Annotated in this window: 12 protein-coding genes; 5 read left to right on the top strand and 7 right to left on the bottom strand. The window is 43.5% G+C overall.

What is annotated here, in order from left to right; genetic code table 11:
* Positions 1-189: 189 nt before the first annotated feature.
* Both RDV49_RS03860 and RDV49_RS03855 read right to left on the bottom strand, forming a co-directional pair.
* Entirely contained in the window at positions 190-5589 is a 5400-nt protein-coding gene (locus tag RDV49_RS03860) for a Cna B-type domain-containing protein (RefSeq protein WP_003008718.1), read from the bottom strand.
* Positions 5590-5891: 302 nt separating this feature from the next.
* Entirely contained in the window at positions 5892-6947 is a 1056-nt protein-coding gene (locus RDV49_RS03855) for an acyltransferase family protein (protein ID WP_003008722.1), read from the bottom strand.
* Positions 6948-7065: 118 nt separating this feature from the next.
* Here RDV49_RS03855 and pabB point away from each other — a divergent pair, with 118 nt between their 5' ends.
* The 4 genes from pabB (at position 7066) to RDV49_RS03835 (ending at position 11408) form a co-directional block, all read left to right on the top strand.
* Positions 7066-8793: an aminodeoxychorismate synthase component I gene (pabB, locus tag RDV49_RS03850; RefSeq protein ID WP_003008724.1), complete on the top strand. Its 1728-nt coding sequence runs from the start codon at positions 7066-7068 to the stop codon at positions 8791-8793.
* Positions 8793-9407 (top strand): alpha/beta fold hydrolase, encoded by a 615-nt coding sequence (locus RDV49_RS03845; RefSeq protein ID WP_003008726.1) that lies wholly within the window; start codon positions 8793-8795, stop codon positions 9405-9407. Before pabB ends, RDV49_RS03845 begins: the two co-directional genes overlap by 1 nt.
* A 285-nt stretch (positions 9408-9692) precedes the next feature.
* Entirely contained in the window at positions 9693-10601 is a 909-nt protein-coding gene (locus RDV49_RS03840; RefSeq protein ID WP_003008728.1) for an ABC transporter ATP-binding protein, read from the top strand.
* 54 nt (positions 10602-10655) lie between these two features.
* Positions 10656-11408: an ABC transporter permease gene (locus tag RDV49_RS03835; RefSeq protein ID WP_003008731.1), complete on the top strand. Its 753-nt coding sequence runs from the start codon at positions 10656-10658 to the stop codon at positions 11406-11408.
* A gap of 20 nt (positions 11409-11428) precedes the next feature.
* Here RDV49_RS03835 and RDV49_RS03830 read toward each other — a convergent pair whose 3' ends face one another.
* Positions 11429-12316: a sensor histidine kinase gene (locus RDV49_RS03830; RefSeq protein ID WP_003008734.1), complete on the bottom strand. Its 888-nt coding sequence runs from the start codon at positions 12314-12316 to the stop codon at positions 11429-11431.
* A complete protein-coding gene (locus tag RDV49_RS03825) occupies positions 12316-13005 on the bottom strand; it encodes a response regulator transcription factor (protein WP_037608092.1) in 690 nt (229 codons plus the stop codon). Before RDV49_RS03825 ends, RDV49_RS03830 begins: the two co-directional genes overlap by 1 nt.
* Before the next feature lie 203 nt (positions 13006-13208).
* On the opposite strand from RDV49_RS03825, the gene RDV49_RS03820 reads away from it, so the two are divergent.
* A complete protein-coding gene (locus tag RDV49_RS03820; protein ID WP_003008737.1) occupies positions 13209-13742 on the top strand; it encodes a hypothetical protein in 534 nt (177 codons plus the stop codon).
* Between the two features lie 114 nt (positions 13743-13856).
* On the opposite strand, the gene RDV49_RS03815 is transcribed toward RDV49_RS03820, so the two are convergent.
* The 3 genes from RDV49_RS03815 to spxB form a co-directional block, all read right to left on the bottom strand.
* Complete coding sequence (locus RDV49_RS03815; RefSeq protein WP_003008739.1) at positions 13857-15296, bottom strand: 6-phospho-beta-glucosidase; 1440 nt, start codon at positions 15294-15296, stop codon at positions 13857-13859.
* 188 nt (positions 15297-15484) lie between these two features.
* Positions 15485-15832, bottom strand: coding sequence for a VOC family protein (locus RDV49_RS03810; protein WP_003008740.1), 348 nt, complete (start codon positions 15830-15832; stop codon positions 15485-15487).
* A 108-nt stretch (positions 15833-15940) separates the two neighbouring features.
* A complete protein-coding gene (gene spxB / locus RDV49_RS03805) occupies positions 15941-17716 on the bottom strand; it encodes a pyruvate oxidase (RefSeq protein WP_003008742.1) in 1776 nt (591 codons plus the stop codon).
* Positions 17717-17721: the final 5 nt, after the last annotated feature.

Here is a 17721-nt window from a genome sequence, read left to right as displayed (position 1 = left end):
GTGCTAGAAACAATAATGTTTCTAGCACTCGGAATTATTGAGACCTTAGGCTCAATAATTAGTCATGGAACTTCTTCGAAGTTCGCTGACGTCCGCACTCACCTATGGAAAGTTTCTAAGATGACTTTGTCTTTAATATGAACAAACACCATCTCTGGTGTTTGTTCATATTATAAAGGAAGCACTAGCTTATTTTTTCTTTTTCTTCAAAATATAAGCTGCAATGCTTGCCAAGAAAAAGGCTAAAACTAGGCTAATAATAGAGATGGTCGTACCCGTATTTGGTAAGAATCCTAAGATCTTGCCTGGTTTCTTCGGCTCTGGTTGGCTTGGTTTTTTAGGTTCAGGTTGACCCGGTTTCTTTGGTTCAGATGAACTTGGAGGAGTTGGTTGTTTTGGAGTTTCTTTTGGAACATGCTTGTTAGTAATCACAACATTTCCTTTACCATCCTCGTCGTTACGAGCTTCATAGCCCTTTGGAACACTGACTTCTCTCACTGTATAAGTGATGGTGTTTCCATTTGCTTTTTCATCTAAATCTGCAAAGGTATGGGTCCACTTGTTTTCAGCTGACAATTCTACTTCTTGACCGACTTTTTGATCATTGGCATAGAGTTGAATGCGAATACTCTTCGGACGAATTCCATCCTTGTCATTCTCATCATCCCACTTCTTAGTGACCGTGACGCTTGTCTTACCAGGTGCATGGGTATTGGTAATGGTATAAGCAGCCTGATCAATTGTAGTCGTATATTCAGCTACCTTCTCTTCTTGAAGAGTATAGACGATTTCTTTTCCATCCTTGAATTTTGGTAGAGCTGTGAAGCTTTCTTTCCAATCTGTCGCATTCGTGAGTTCTTTTTGAGCAACTTTTTCACCATTGGCAAGAAGATTCACCACGATACTTGCTGGACGAAGACCATCTTGATTGTCTTGGTCATTCCAGATCTTGGTCACTGGAATATCGATTACTTCTGGCGTATGGGTATTGGTCAAGATCGTGTGAGCAGCGTCAGAAGTATCAGCAGATACTTGGTAGCCTTCAGGAACAGCGACTTCTTCCACACGGTAGCTGATAGCTTGACCAGCTTTCTTTTCAGCTAACTTGCTAAAGGTATGAGTCCACTGATTGTCCGCTGACAACTCCACTGGATCTCCTACTTTTTCATCACCAGCATAGAGTTGAACCTTGATCGATTTTGGACGAAGACCATCTTGGTCATTGGCATCTTCCCATTTCTTCGTGACTTTCATCTCTGTCAAAGCTGGTTCATGCGTATTGGTCAAGACGATATTAGCTTTGTCCTTATCATTTACCGTCACCTTGTAACCATCTGGAACAGTGACTTCTTTCACCGTATAAGTGATGGCTTTTCCAGCTGCCTTGGCATCAAGGTTTTCAAATGCACCTTTCCAGTCATTCGCGGCTGAAAGTTCTACCACTTGATCCGTCGCAAAGCCATCTTTGTATAATTGAACTTGAATGCTGGCTGGACGGAGACCATCTTGGTCGTCTCCATCTTCCCACTTCTTGCTCACTTCTACTTTGGTCTTTTCTGGTTCGTGCGTGTTGGTCACGACTACTTGACCTGGGTTGCTTGCTTCGACGGCTTGTGTATAGCCTTCTGGAACATCAATTTCTTTGACTGTATAGTTGATAACTTGGCCAGCTTTCTTCTCGTCTAGGTTCGAGAAGGTATGGGTCCATTTGTTATCTGCTGACAATTCAACAGCCTTACCAACCTTTTGATCACCAGCATACAATTGAACCTTGATTGTTTTTGGACGAAGGCCATCTTGGTTATTGGCATCCTTCCAGTTTTTCGTAACAGTAAGGCTTGTCTTACCTGGTTTGTAAGTATTGGTAATCGTCGTTCCATCAATCTTAGTAGTGTAATTGTCCACTTTGTCTTCTGTCACTGTGTAGACAACTTTTTGACCATCTTTATAGACTGGTAGGTCTGTGAAGGTATGAGTCCATTCATCTCCTTCACCAGTCAGGTCAAGTGCTTGCACCTCTGTTCCATTTGCCAAGAGGTGAACTTTGATGGTAGATGGGCGAAGACCATCTTGGTTTTGTGCATCATCCCAGACTTTCTTGACTGTAACAGTCGTTGTCTCAGGAGTACGCTTGTTGGTGATGGTGGCTTTTCCATCTGTGAAGCTGGCTTCCTCTGTATCGACCGTATAATGAGTCGGAACTTTCACTTCTTTAACAGTGTAGGTATTGAGCTTGCCATCACTGTCTTTATCTGGAAGATTCGTAAAGTGAGCTTTCCAGTCTGTTGCGGCTGAAACCGTGACTGGTTTTCCTTGAGCCTTGCCATTCTTATAGAGTTGGAAGTCCACACTTGCTGGGCGAAGCCCTTCTTGGTTGTCTTGGTCATCCCAAACTTTTGAAGCTTCAAGATCGAGATACTTGATATCTGCTTCATTAGCGATCTCAACTGGGACTGCTTTTGAGCCAACCGCTTTTCCATCCACCGTGACGTGGTAGATTTGTTTGTCCGCATCATAGGTAACAACCACGGCATGTTCTGTTTCATCCAACTTATAGTTTGCAGGTGCTTTGGTTTCTTTGAGCGTATAGGTTCCTTCTGTTAAGGTGTTAAAGGAAAGTTCCCCTTTTTTATCAGAAGTGGCCGTCGCAACAACCGCACCATTTGCATCAGTTAAGGTAAATTCAGCACCTTCAAGAACTTTCTTAGGATCATCCTTGTCCACCTTCTTGACGTGGAAAGCAGCCGAGAAGATTTGTGCAGTTACGGTATTAGACTCACGATTTCCTTCATGACCTTTCGCCTTGTAACCAAACTGGTTATGGGCTTGAACAAGACCAGAACGACCGCCGTTATCTTCATTATCTTTGGTGCGTTTTTGCATCAAAGCCTTGACTTCATCAGTCAATTCACTTGGATTTACAACTGGGACACCAAAGCTGGCTTCTCCACGCGCAGGAATCGTAGTACCAGCATTTGCAACTAACTTGATTCCTGTTACTTGACTGTAATCAGCCACAGCTGTCGTCCAGATATCCTTGTCAGCAGCTTGCGCCATGGTATCTGTCGTAACGCCTGTATCAGTTGTATAGTAGACCGTCCATCCTTCTGGAGCTGTCACTGGTCTACGAAGGCTGACCGTGTATTCTGTCATCCGACCAGATCCGTCTAGTGTGTTAACGTCTTTTACTTTTGGTAGGACATCATAGACGACTCCGTCTTCTACTGCCTTATCCGTATTATTTTTAATGGTGAGTTTGTAGTTAAAGGTTTCACCTGGTTTGAAGGTACGTGTCACAATCGAAGCGTCTGACAGGTCATCGTTTTTAGCGATATATTTGCGTGCATAGATTCCTTCAGCCGCAACAATCGTATAGTTTGATTCCGCATATGGAATTTTATCCGTTGTTGAACCATTACCATTTAGGTCGTAAACGTCTTCCGTTACCCGATCAGGGTTGGCATTTTCAAGATCGTGGATGCCGTTTCCAGCGACATAAACTTTATTGGTGAAAGTCCCACCATCGTCTTTCCCTTTCAGATCGGCCACGATAAATGGTAGACGCACGCGATTAAGATCTTTAAGAGAAGCCTTAATAAACTCTTTTTGATCCAAATGCATGATGAGAGCTGTCCGTCCAGAGTTGTGATAGTTTTCAATGACATCGTAACTCTTTAAGAATTTCATACCTTTTTCATTAGAGGCAAGGTTTCTCTCAAAATCTTTATAGTCGACTTTAAGGGTATTTGGATCATACAGATCAATGATTCGCAGGTCTCCATAATCCTTATCAGGATCTAAAACTACTTTCGTTGCCATCAAACCAAAACGAATATTTTCTCCATCAGTATAACGAACATCATTGTAATCCGTCGTTTTTGAAATCTCAAAGCTTTCCTTCAAAGGAATCAGCTTAAAGGTCCAATCTGATGTTTGGTCTTTAGCAATATTTGATTGTGTTTGATAAGTGACACGACCTGTATTCTTGAATTCATTCTTGGTCGCATCATTTTCATCGTAACGAGTCTTCTCTGGATCTTTGAAGCTTGTATAGGTATTGAGGCGAATTCCTTGACCAGATTTTAGGACAAAATCATCCTTCATTTCCATCCGCCAACCGACAACGGTTCCATACTTGGTTAAGTCGATAAAACCATTGCCGTCTTTATCGGTTTCTGGCTGAACTTCTTTTTGACTACCATCTTCTAAAGTAAGGATGATGCGTTTCACATATTTGCTAATATACTCACCAATACCGTAATTTCCTTGCATAAGACGAGCGTAATCAATCTTGGTGAATTTTAACCGAGAGTCCACTGTCTCATCATAGAAAACAAAATTCTTTTGTGTCGAAGGAGTTTTATTATCAAAAGCGATGATCCATTTATAGTTTGCTGCCTTGTATTCAGTTGAATCATAGACATCACCATCTGCTTTTTTGGCAAAACTTCCAGCCCCTTCCAGGTCACGAGAGGTCAAGCGGAAAATAAGAGAATCTTCAGCTGTAATATCCGGTTCTCCCTCTCCACGATTGGCAGGAATTCCCACAATACTTCCTGAGTTTGTCAAATCCTTACTAAGGACGTCTTTGAGAGTCTGGTCCTTTTCCAAAACTAAATCAGGAAACTTCAAGTAAAGGTAACTTGTATTCTTGATTTTTGCCATGAATTCTTGGTGATAAGCTGCTGGATTACCGTTTGCATCTGCTGTAAACGTCTTAGAAACGGTGCCATCTCCATTATCTACCCAACCTTCAGACTTAGCTGTATCTAAAACTGCTGTCCGGGTATTGCCATTTTTATCTGTATAGGTTGGCAACTTATCGGTAAGCGTTACTGATTCTAATTGACGATATTGTCCCCCATACTGTCCTTGCATTCCCTCCAATTGAAATGCAAATGGAACAGATGATGGGGTTTCAATATAATTTTTTCCGTCAGCCCCTTTGACAACACCAGGCATGGCTTCCGCATAGTCCTTGGACATGGCTTCGTTCAAGTTTTGGTTGATATACTTGGTTAAGCGATAGTCATTGTACTTGGGTTTCCAAATGATATCATTGAGTTTTGCTTCTTGACCATTGATATTCAAGGTACCCGTAATATCCAATGAATAATTGGTCGGTGCATAACCGACTTTAAATTTTCCAATAAATGGTAAAGTCAGGACCTCTGACTTTTGGTAATTGTTAAAGTGAAGTGTGACTTGATAATCATCTCCAACTTTTGTAACCGTTGGTTTGTCATGCTCTGAAGCACTATTGAAGTCAGGGAAACTAACTTCTCGTAAGTACTTTCCAGGAACCTTCAAGGTCACCGTTACTTCATTAATATCCGTTGTCAAATTCTTAGGGGTGATCTGGATATAACCAGACATGGTATCCCCTGTGTAATAGGACATCCCATCTGGATGGTTCTGTTTATCCCCATACATAAGGGTAACATCCAAGGCCCCATTATCCCCGACTGCTAGCTCATTGGCAAAGGCTGTGATCGCCCCTTGACCAAGCTGGCCTAGCATCATGAAAATTGTTAAAATGGCAAAACCTTTTTTCAAAAAGTCTTTCCATAATGAACGAAGCTTTTTCATGTCTTATCTCCTTTACTTTTGTTAGCCTTCCAAAAGGCCCTCCCTTTAATTTTATCACTTATTTTTTAAAATATCCTTTGCTTTTCAAATTAAATCATCACTATTCAATAATATAGACATTATTTGCAATGATGTCTATATTATAAATCACTATCTGGTACTGATTTCCCCTTTCTTCTATCCAAGGGCAAGAAAATAAAACATTTATAAACAAGGAGGAGCAGTCTGCCAATTCTTATTCTTCCTTGATTTTCTTTATACAAAAAAACTCAAACACATCTGCTTGAGTTTTGTACACCCTACTATTGGTTGGTTATTTTATCTAACTCTTCACCATTTGAAGGAATCTTTTGTTTTTCCCTTCTCTCTCGTACCCACAGCATGGCTAGTCCAAAGAGGTGGCTGCCAAACAAGGCAGTCACAAAAATCAGCTTGCCCCTGTCTGGATAAGAGAGAGGGAGGCTGCTAAAGCCATAGCGAGCCCACTCGATAAAGATCGGATGCGAAAAGTAAAGGGCTATACTCATTTGCTTTAAATACTGTAAATCATAGCTTTTCAAAAAGGACGATCGCAGGCAGGCATTGACCAAATAAACGGTCACAAAGGGAAGAAGAAAGAAAAAGTTCTTATCAATTCCTTCGTGTTGAAAAATGATGATGCCTTCGAGGCAGAGCAAACCAAAGGCAAGTGCTAGCTTTTGCCAACGGTGAATTCTAAAAGTTTGTGCATGAAAATGGTCATACAGATAATAACCCATATAGATAAAAATGGGCGTGTAAAAGAGACCATTTCGCGCTGTAAAAAATAAATTGCTGTAGAGCTGGTAACCCTTAAGAAGACTTGTGGTGTCCAGATAAGCCGAATAGGTCTCGATCAAGCCCCCGCAGTAAAGAAGAAAAGTGATCACCCCCGTCCAAACCATACCTAGGCGTTTGACCAATTGATTGACCAAAAACAAGCCCAGTAAAAAAGCAGGAATATACCAGAGTTGGTAGCACATTCCCAAGTAGACCAGAGCAATCAAGATTCCTGCTGGAAAGAGATAAACAGGAAGATGGAGACTAGAGAAAAAGAGCCAGGTATAAGGAAGGTAAACAAAACTCCAAAACAAATAGGTTTTTACGATTTTGACCAGATAGGCCTTCATTTTCTGAGAATTCCCTAGTGATTGCTTGAGGAAAAAGCTGGCACAGACGATAAAAAATGGCACCGCTAGCCGGCCGAGCATACTCTTAAGACCAAAATGCAGTGGCTCATAGGAGGTCAAGCGACCACTATGCACCAAAATCACTGCAATCGCAAAGAGGTATTGAAAAAAGCTGATACTAGAGGTGTTATAGAGGGGATTCTTTTGCATGGTCCTACTCCTTACCCAAAGCAGTTTCTATGGTTATTTTAGCACGAAAGGGAAGGCCAAGCAAGGAATCTTACATCCTTATCTACCTTTTTTCCTCTATTTTTGATATACTCAAAGCATGCATAAACAAACGATTATTGATTTTAAAGAGCTTGGATTGCGCTACCTTTTCACCAAGCCTATAAAGGAATTAAAAACTAGAAACCTCGACCAGGTAGAGGCTCTTCTTAGAGAAGTCGAAGCCTACCAGGAGAAAGGCTTTTATGCAGTCGGCTATGTCAGCTATGAGGCTGCTCCTGCTTTTGAGAAGAAGTTTGCTGTCCATCCAGCACCTCTTATGGGAGAGTATCTCCTCTATTTTACGATCCACGAGGAGGTCGAAACTCTTCCTTTTCCAGAGGACTATGAAGCTGTGGATCTTCCAGCCAATTGGAAGGAAGAGGTAGAGGCACCTGCTTATCAAGAAGCCATCAAGACGATTCATCACCATATCCGCCAGGGTGACACCTACCAGGTCAACTACACCGTCCAGCTTTCTCAAGAGCTAAAAGCAGATCCTTTGGCTATCTACAATCGCTTGGTGGTAGAGCAGAAAGCCCATTACAATGCCTTCATCCAGCACGATGATGTCTCCATCCTCTCCATCAGCCCTGAGCTCTTTTTTGAGCAAGACGACCGGCTACTGACCACGCGCCCTATGAAGGGAACGACGCGTCGTGGTCTCACAAACCAAGAGGATCTTCAAGAGTCTGCTTGGCTAAAAGCTGATCCGAAAAATCGAGCAGAAAACATGATGATCGTCGACCTCCTCCGCAATGACATGAACCGGATTTCGGAGATTGGAAGTGAGCAGGTAACCCGTCTTTGCCAAGTCGAGCAATACTCCACCGTTTGGCAGATGACCTCGACCATTGAAAGCCGCTTACGTCCCGAAGTCGACCTGGTCCAAACCTTCCGAGCTCTCTTTCCTTGTGGCTCGATTACAGGAGCACCGAAGATCTCCACTATGGAAATCATCCACAAGACAGAGAAGGCTCCTCGAGGTGTCTACTGTGGAACGATCGGCATCCTTCTTCCAAAAGGGAAACGGATTTTTAATGTAGCCATCCGAACCCTTCAAATGCAAGGTAATCAAGCCATCTATGGTGTGGGAGGAGGCATCACTTGGGACAGTAAATGGGAAAGTGAATACCAGGAAACCAAGCAAAAGTCTGCTGTTCTCTACCGTCAAGAGCCTCGCTTTGAGCTTTTGACGACTGGCCGCATCCACAAAGGAGAGCTGACCTTCCTGGAGCAACACCTAACCCGTTTGAGAGAGGCTAGTCGCTACTTTGCCTATCCTTATGATGAACCCAAACTTCTGAAAGAACTTCAAGAAGAGCTTGCTCGTTTGGAGTCCAACCTTGACTATCGTTGTCGGATCGCCTTGCACAAAAACGGGACCTTTCACCTAGTAATCACGGAGCTGACAGACTTGCCAGCTAGCTATCTACAGGCCCAACTGACCGAGCAGAAGCTTGATTTAGCGACGCCATTTACTTATTTCAAAACGAGTCAGAGAGACCATCTCAGCCAGTCAAATCACGAGCAAATTTTCCATCTGCCAGATGGAACCTTACTGGAGACGACGATTGGCAATCTGGTGCTGGAGATAGAGGGACAACTCTATACCCCACCAGCTCACCTCCCCTTACTCGATGGCATTTATCGGCGCCATCTTCTTGAGACCCAGCAAGTTGAAGAAAAACTCTTAACTCTGAACGATTTAACAGACGCTGATCGTATTTATGCCTGCAATGCTCTTCGTGGTCTCTACGAACTCGATTTTCCAAGAAAGGATTCCTGATGAAACTAATTTTTTTACATGGACTAGGACAAGATGTCCTCTCTTGGCAAGGAGTCCAATTTGCACTTTCACCCTTGCACTCCAAAACTTTTGATATTTTCTCCCATCCAAAAGAAAGCTATCAGGAAGTCAAAGAAAGGTTGATGGAGCGCCTCCAGCAAGAAAGCGAACCCTTTATTCTGGTAGGACTCTCACTAGGTGGCGTGCTCGCTCTGGATCTCTCCAGACAAGACTTCCCGCAACTCAAGGGCTTGGTCCTTGCGGGAACTCAATACAAACTCAACACCAATCCCCTCTATCGGCTCCAGATTCTCCTTTTTCGTCTGCTTCCCAAGCATGTCTTTGAAAAACAAGATGCCAATAAACAACAGATGCTTCAAATCTTGACCGAATTAAAAGGGCTCAATTTAACCGATACCGTTAAAGTTTGCCCTCTTCCTAGCTTGGTGATTTGTGGTAGCAAAGATTGGGCCAATCAATCTTCTTCTAAAAAATTGGCCAAGCTCCTGCCCAAAGGCCGCTATCAAGAAATCGCAGACGGAGGCCATCTACTCAATACCGAGAAACCCTATGAACTCGCGCAAGCCATCAAGGAGTTTGTCGCTGGGTTTTAAAATGAAGAGGCTGGGACAAAAGTCCTAGCCTCTCAATTATTTTTGGATTGTCGAGCAAGACGCAGTGGTTGAGTGGGCTCTACTACGCTGATTTCATCAGCTTTTACAGCCCTACTCAACTGTGCGGAGGTGGGACGACGAAATCGAATTCTAACGAATTACCGATTTCTGTCCCACTCTCTTTTTTTAGAAATATTTGAGAATTGCTTGATAGTTATTTGAAAAGCAAGCTGTATACTAAGAGTGTAAAGAAAACAACTAGTCATTTGGACGAAGGAGAAAACCATGGAAAAAGTATTAGAAATTTCCCATTTGAGTAAAAAATTTGGTCATCAATACGCCTTAAATGATGTGAATCTCACTATTCGCAAAGGCGACGTCTACGGCCTGATCGGTAAGAACGGGGCAGGGAAAACCACCCTCATCAAGGTCATCACCCAGCTGATTCAAGAAACTGACGGAAGCGTCTCCCTCTTTGCTTCTAGAAATCGCTCCCAGTGGACACAAGCCCTGAAACGGGTCGGATCTGTCATTGAGAGTCCCGTGGCCCACAAGCATATGACCGCCTACCAAAACTTAGTCTACTATTGCAAGGCTCGCCATATCCCCAATCCCGACCAGGTCATCAAAGAAACCTTGAACTATGTTGGCCTGAATAATACGGGTAAGAAGAAATTCCGTGATTTTTCACTCGGGATGAAACAACGGTTGGGAATTGCGATTGCGCTGATTGCCAAGCCCGACTTCCTCATTTTGGATGAACCCATCAATGGTCTCGATCCTGTTGGAATCAAGGAATTCCGTCAGATGATCAAGCGCCTCAACGATGAACTCGGCATGACCATCCTCATTTCCAGTCACATCCTGTCCGAACTTTATCTGGTTGCCAATCGTTTTGGTATTGTCGACCAAGGACGCCTGATTAAAGAAATTAGCAAGGCTGAATTCGAAGAACAAGGAGAAGATTACATCATCCTCAAGACTAGCCAGCTAGCCCTTGCCAGTCAACTGATCCAGGATCAACTCCATCACCGTATCAAAGTCATCGATAAGGATGGAGAAATCCATATCTTCGGCCAGACTCACGATATTAAAGTCATTGTCAAAGCCCTCGTTCAAGCGGATATTGACGTGGATGAAATCTACTATGCCCGCCAAGATCTGGAAAAATTCTTTACGGACTTGGTAGACTAGTCAACCCACCGTCTTGCATTACTTATCCCACTTATTTCATTTAGGAGATTTATCATGTTGCATACCATTCAAGCAGATTTTTACAGACTTTTTCGCTCCAAAGGTTTTTGGATTACAGAAGCCATTCTCGTTCTCAACATCCTGTCTGGAGTCATCTTTGGAGCTACTGGCCACGTCGGCGTCAATACGGAATCCAAATTGCCCCAAGCGACCGAAGTTTGGACAGGCTTTAAAGCTTTGACCAACTACTCTTCCAGCATCAGTGTGACTATCCTCTTTACCATTATTGTCATCACCTTGGTCCTGGGAACAGACTTAACGCAAAACTTATACAAGAATAGCCTGGCCTATGGTGTTTCGCGTACCAGCTACTACTTTGCCAAAAGCGCCGTTGTCCTGACCATTGCTCTCTTTCAATTTCTTGTTTCTTATGGTCTCGTCTTCTTGATCGCGACCCTCTACAATGGACTTGGCACCATGCCAGAACACTTCTTGGCTCATTTTGGACTGACCGTGCTGATTCAGTTCCTCTCCACCTTGGCTTGGGTCAGCATCATTTCCTTCCTCCTCTACGCTAGCCAATCCATCACCCTAGCCTTCGTTGGCTACTTCATTGGAAATATCCTCTTAAGCCTGCCTGCACTTTTCTTTAAAGATATTGACATTCTCCACTATCTAAACTTGGAATTCCAATATTCCTTGGTACAGAGCACCACAGCAACAACCAACACCCTCTCGATCGCCCTTGGATTCATCCTTGTTTTCGGCTTCCTAGGACTGGCTACTTTTAAACACAAAGATTTATAACAAAAAGGCTTGAGCAATGCTCAAGCCTTTTTTCTTAGTGTAATGGTCAAAATAAACCAGTCTGCCTCCGTTGCCAGTTGTAAGTCCCCGCCTAAGATCTCTACAAAATTTTGAATGATATAGAGACCCAAGCCAGATGACTCTTCTGTATCCGATAGATTTTCTGAGTAGAAGCGACTAGCCAATTGGTCTAAATGCTGAATCGGTTGTTGCACAATATTGCGCAGCTCGACCCGAATCGTGTCTGCATCCGACATCAAGGTCAAACGCGCCTGCTCCTTTCCATGTTTGAGGACATTGCTGAGCATATTTTGCAAGAGGCGCTCCCAGAGCTCTGGATCCGTAGCATAATGAAGATGCTCTTCTAGCTCTACCTCTAAGGTAATCCCCGCCTCAGACAAGCTATCATAATACTGGAACAACTGCTGGGTCAGGACTTGGCTGAGATTAACGTCTGAAATCCGAGGCTGAATAGCTCCCTCCATCAAGCGTCTGTATTCCAAGAGAGATTCCAGGCGTTTTGAGACGACTTGAAGATTGGAAGCAATTTTCTTCAGCTTTTCCTCTTCCTGCGTCCCTCCTTTGATGATTTGTTGGGTATAGCCTGATGCAATGGTCAAAGGCGTCCGGATATCGTGAGCAATATTACTGATGGCCATATCCAAGGTCTTTTTCTCTTGAAAGGCAATCCGATTGGTCCGCTCGATCTGGTCAAAGAGATCACTGACCTGCTTGGTCAAGGCGACCAATTCTTTTTTTGAGAGCTGAGAGGTCAGCCGTACCCCACTTCCGCTTTGAAGTTTCTTTTGAATCTGCTCCTGCAAATCCTTTAAGGCAGAAAGCAAGCGAGCATAGCCCAAACCCAAGAAAAGGACAAGGACGACAAGAATTAGAACTAAAACCCACATTACTTGTCTCCTTTCAAGCGAACACCCAAGCCCCAGACCGTTTCAATATAGTCCTCATCTGGATCAAGCTGGGCAATTTTCTTTCGGAGATTGCTCAGTTGGGCATTGAGGGTATTGTCACCAGGCAGATAGACTTCTTCCCAGACCGCCTCATACAATTCTTCCTTGGTAAAAATCTTCTTTGGATGCGCCAGCAAGGTCTCAAAAATTTGAAATTCTTTTTTGCCCAAGCGAAGCGTCTGTTCGCCGGACTCCAGTTCAAAGGTTTCTGGATTTAAGACCAAATTCTTAAAGGATAGCTTTTGCGACGATTGAGCTTCCTTTGCTACCGTCGGTTGATTTCTCAACTGCACCGTCACCCGAGCGGCCACTTCGTCCAGATTAAAGGGTTTGACAATATAATCATTGGCACCTGCAAGGAGATACTGGCTAATGAGGTGTTTGTCTCCAAGAGCCGTCATCATGATAACCGGTGTCTGACTCTGCAAACGGATCTCCTCCAGGACCTGGTCCCCATTCTTCCCTGGAAGCATGATATCCAGAAGGACCAAATCAACAGCTTCTTGCTGGAAGAGCCGCAGCCCTTCTGTACCTGAAAAAGCCTGAAGGACCTCATGGTCTTCACTTAAGAGACTGTATAAAATTTCTTGGATATCATTATTATCCTCGATTAATAAAATCCGTGCCACTTGCCTCACTCCTTTTTTCTTTTCTTGCGAAATCAGTTCTATTCCCCTAGCCTATCAAATAAAGGGACCTTCGTCAATGAAAATCTGATAAAATTCTATTGTCCCCAGCTAGATCTGCATGTTAGGTCATCACAAGATGAACTTGACGATCCTTTCTTTCTAAGGGTATAATAGGACCAATGACACAATAGGGAGACTCATCTATGAAAAATAATGCTAAAACTAAAATCAGTCTTGTATCCATCCTTGTCATCTTGGGCGTTGCTGCAAGAATGATGCGAGTCATCCACCGCCAGCAAATCAGGGAGCAAAACAGACAAACCATTCAAACGACTAAAAAGGTTGCAGAGTTTCAGAAAACACTAGACGAGGAAGAAACGAAGAAACGCAACGAAACCTTCAACAAGATTTATAATGAATCCCTTGTTCGGAATAATTTTGAGAATTGGCAAAAAGTCGATGAAGTCCATGGTTTGGGACAAAGAACTGGGCAATTTTATATCTATAACTTTGAAAAAAAGGAAGAAATCCTTTTAGAGAATACAGATCAAGCATTTGTTCTACCCATTCGAGACAAGAGCAATAACGTCACATTTGAGGCCATCTTTGCCCACAAGGACGGTCAGTGGCACATCATGAAGCCAGACGGAAGTTCACAGTTGCAACTAGGAGCAGCCAACATTTCCGCTGAATCTAAGTTTGTCATCGAGAACAATGTCTTAGATTACGACCAGTAAATCCATAATGACTTGGCTTAACTACATACAAAAAGCTTAGGACCCCAGCTTGTGGTTGGGATTCTAAGCTTTTTCGTTTATAGGAGAGAGTCGGCCAGCAAGTACCGAAAACTTTTATTCTACAGAAGCCCCATTGGTCGCAATGACTTCTTTGTACCAATAGAAGGATTTCTTACGGGAGCGATCCAAGCTTCCCTTACCTTCGTTGTCCCGATCGACATAGATAAAGCCGTAGCGCTTCTTCATTTCTCCTGTCCCGGCAGAGACGAGGTCAATACAGCCCCAAGTTGTATAGCCCCAGAGGACAACACCATCTTCGTGGATGGCATCCCGCATGGCCTTGACATGGGCTGCGAGGTAATCAATCCGGTAGTCATCCTCAATCTCCCCGGCTTCATTTGGGGTATCAACGGCGCCTAGTCCATTTTCTACAATAAACATAGGCTTTTGATAACGATCCCAGATGGTGTTGAGGGTAATGCGGAGCCCAAGAGGGTCAATCTGCCAACCCCATTCTGAGCTTTCTAGGTAGGGGTTCTTCAGAGAGGCAAAAATATTACCCGCTGTTTTCTCACTTTCAGCTGGATCCCCTGAAGCGACCCGACTGGCATAGTAGGAGAAGGAAATAAAGTCCACTGTATGATCTTTCAACAATTGAAGGTCCTGCTCCGTCATCTCAACCGTGATTCCATGACGTTCCCACTCTTTCTTAGCATAGTTAGGGTATTCCCCACGCGCCTGCACATCGATGAAGAAATAGTTCTTGCGGTCTTCTTCTAGACCAGCCCAGACATCTCGTGGAGCACAGGTATGCGGATAGTTTTGCCCTGCTGCTAGCATACAGCCGACCTTATTGTTAGGATCAATCTCATGGGCTAGCTTGGTGGCAATGGCTGAAGCGACCAACTCATGGTGAGCCGCCTGGTATTTGATTTGCTCCTCATTCTCCCCTTCTTCAAAGCAGAGACCCGCTCCCATAAAAGGCGCATGGAGGATCATATTGATCTCATTAAAGGTTAGCCAGTATTTGACCAAGCCCTTGTAGCGAGTGAAGAGGGTCCGGCAGAGACGTTCATAACATTCCAACATCTTGCGACTACGCCAACCTCCATACTCAGTAATCAAATGCATGGGACAGTCAAAGTGGGTAATGGTCACCAAGGGTTCAATGCCATACTTATGGCACTCCTTAAAGAGGTCTTCATAGAACTGTAGACCTGCTTCATTCGGCTCTAGTTCATCTCCTTTAGGAAAGATCCGAGACCAGGCAATGGACAAACGATAGGTTTTAAAGCCCATTTCCCCAAAGAGCGCAATGTCTTCCTTGTAGCGATGGTACATATCAATGCCATCCTTAGCCGGATAAAAATAGCCCTCTTCAAAATCGAACATCTTTTTCTGACCTGTAATAATGGCGTGCCGATCAGGCCCAATCGGCACCACATCCACATTGGCCAAGCCACGGCCGTCTTCATTATAAGCTCCCTCACACTGGTTAGCAGCCGTCGCACCACCCCAAAGGAAACCATCTGGAAATTGAAGTTTGTCGGTCATCTCTCTACCTCACTTGATTTGATAGTTCTATTATACCTTTCTCTTTCCAAAAAATCCTACAAGATCCTATGAAAAACTGATACTATTCTAAGGTAACTCCGACACTTGGGAACATAAAAAGACCGGATGGCTCCGATCTTTTTAAGTTCCACTCCAAGAACGTTTAAATTTTTTGATAATATAATTACCTATTTCATACGATAAAAATCAATCACTAAACCAGCTGGGCCTTCAACTAGCAGGCTTTCGGTTCCCCAATCGGTTACAACTGGACCGTTTAAAACTTGGATACCAAGCTCTTTCAACCGTTTGTAGTTCTGGTCTACATCCTCAACCTCGATATGAAGAATGATTCCTGACTGAAAGTTTTCCAAAGGAACCAAATGATTTTGAGACAACATGAGACAGTGACTGCCAATCGTGAACTGAGCAAAACTGTCGTCAACATAATCGGCTTTTTTATCCAAAATATGCTCCAAGTCAGCACAGACCTGGGGAATATTTGAAACGATGATATCTAACTGATTTAAATTCATTTACTATCCTCCATAAAAAGACCGGATTGCTCCGATCTTTTAAGTTTCTCTCTACAAAATCAAAGAATATAATCTACAATATTTACATTTGATTTTCGACGAGCAGGATTATTTGATTGCGCGTGATTGCAACCCTTCTTCTTCCAAGAAGAGACGGAATGGTACGAGTTCTTCTGCTTCGTATTTTTCCTTGAAGGCTTTGATGGCTTCTTCTGAGTGTTGTTTTGGATCCAACTCAAGAACTTCTACTGGAAGTGGACGGTGTTGCGTGATGCGAGCATCGATGACAACTGTCTTACCTTCTTTGTTCAATTTAACAGCTTCAGCAACGACTGCGTCGATGTCTTCGATACGGTTTACAGTGAATCCTACAGCACCTTGAGCTTCAGCGATTTTCGCATAGTCAGCATTAGGGAAGTCACAACCAAACAAGTGTTTGTTTGTGTCTTCGTATTTGTCCTTGATGAAGGCATATTTACCATTTGAGAAGACAACGTTGATAACTGGAAGATCGTATTGAACGTTTGTGATAACGTCTGGGTAGCACATGTTGAATGCACCGTCACCCATGATGTTCCATACTTGGCGATCTGGATTGTCTTTCTTAGCAGCAATACCACCAGGAAGGGCGATCCCCATTGTCGCAAAGAGTGGAGATGTACGCCACATGTTCTTAGGTGTCATGTGAAGGTGACGAGTAGATGTTTGAGTAGTGTCACCGACGTCGATTGAGTAGATAGCATCTTCGTCAGCGTATTTGTTAATAGCATTGTAAACTTGATACAATTGCAATTCACCCTCAGTTTTACCTTCGAGTTTGTTCATGTAGTCGCGCCAGTTTTGGTTATTCTTCACGTTTGCACGCCACCATGGAGTAGACTCAACTGGGTTTACTTTATCAAGGATGGCTTGTGCTGCTTGACCAGCATCCCCAAGGATTGAAGCATCAAGGGCATGGCGTTTACCAAGTTTGTAAGGGTCGATATCTACTTGGATGAATTTTTCAGTGTTTTTGAAGGCTTCGTAAACTTCAGCAAATGGGAAGTTTGAACCTAAGAAGAGAACGGTGTCAGCTTCAAAGACTACTTCGTTGGCTGGTTTCCAACCAACACGGTAAGCAGAACCTGTCAAACCTTCATAGTTCCATTCAAACGCTTCAAAGTTTTTACCAGTTGTAATGATTGGTGCTTTAATTTTACGAGACAATTCAGTGATCACATCACCCGCACCAACTCCACCGAAACCAGCGTAGATCACTGGGCGTTCAGCATTGTTCAAAATTTCAACTGCTTTATCGATTTCCACTTCGTTCAAGGCAGGAGCGATAAAGTGACGTTCATAAGAACCTGATCCGTAGTAAGAGTTTTCGTCGATTTCTTGGAAACCAAAGTTTACTGGAATTTCAACAACGGCTGGACCTTTTTTAGAAACGGCAGCACGGCAAGCTTCGTCGATTACTTTTGGTAATTGTTCTGCGTAAGCTACACGTTTGTTGTAAACAGCGATACCGTTGTACATTGGGTTTTGGTTCAATTCTTGGAAGGCATCCAAGTTCAATTCGTTAACTGGACGTGATCCAAGGATAGCAAGGAATGGAGTGTTATCCATCGCTGCATCGTAAACACCATTGATCAAGTGAGTCGCACCAGGTCCACCTGAACCAACTGCAACCCCGATAGAGCCACCAAATTTAGCTTGCATAACCGCTGCAAGAGCACCAGTTTCTTCGTGACGAACTTGCAAGAAACGGATATCTTTGTCTTCAGCCAAAGCGTCCATCAGTGAGCTAAGTGTTCCAGATGGGATACCGTAGATCGTATCTACACCCCATGTTTTCAATACATTAAGCATTGCTGCAGATGCAGTAATTTTCCCTTGAGTCATTCTAA

Source organism: Streptococcus parasanguinis (assembly GCF_031582885.1).
GTDB classification, from domain to species: Bacteria; Bacillota; Bacilli; order Lactobacillales; family Streptococcaceae; genus Streptococcus; species Streptococcus parasanguinis_M.
This window is presented reverse-complemented; position numbering and strand designations above follow the sequence as displayed.

Coding starts and splice junctions, on each gene's coding strand:
- RDV49_RS03830 (WP_003008734.1), bottom strand. CDS start 12,316: ATGTGGGTTTTAGTTCTAATTCTTGTCGTCCTTGTCCTTTTCTTGGGT.
- pabB (WP_003008724.1), top strand. CDS start 7,066: ATGCATAAACAAACGATTATTGATTTTAAAGAGCTTGGATTGCGCTAC.
- RDV49_RS03840 (WP_003008728.1), top strand. CDS start 9,693: ATGGAAAAAGTATTAGAAATTTCCCATTTGAGTAAAAAATTTGGTCAT.
- RDV49_RS03810 (WP_003008740.1), bottom strand. CDS start 15,832: ATGAATTTAAATCAGTTAGATATCATCGTTTCAAATATTCCCCAGGTC.
- RDV49_RS03815 (WP_003008739.1), bottom strand. CDS start 15,296: ATGACCGACAAACTTCAATTTCCAGATGGTTTCCTTTGGGGTGGTGCG.
- spxB (WP_003008742.1), bottom strand. CDS start 17,716: ATGACTCAAGGGAAAATTACTGCATCTGCAGCAATGCTTAATGTATTG.
- RDV49_RS03820 (WP_003008737.1), top strand. CDS start 13,209: ATGAAAAATAATGCTAAAACTAAAATCAGTCTTGTATCCATCCTTGTC.
- RDV49_RS03855 (WP_003008722.1), bottom strand. CDS start 6,947: ATGCAAAAGAATCCCCTCTATAACACCTCTAGTATCAGCTTTTTTCAA.
- RDV49_RS03845 (WP_003008726.1), top strand. CDS start 8,793: ATGAAACTAATTTTTTTACATGGACTAGGACAAGATGTCCTCTCTTGG.
- RDV49_RS03835 (WP_003008731.1), top strand. CDS start 10,656: ATGTTGCATACCATTCAAGCAGATTTTTACAGACTTTTTCGCTCCAAA.
- RDV49_RS03860 (WP_003008718.1), bottom strand. CDS start 5,589: ATGAAAAAGCTTCGTTCATTATGGAAAGACTTTTTGAAAAAAGGTTTT.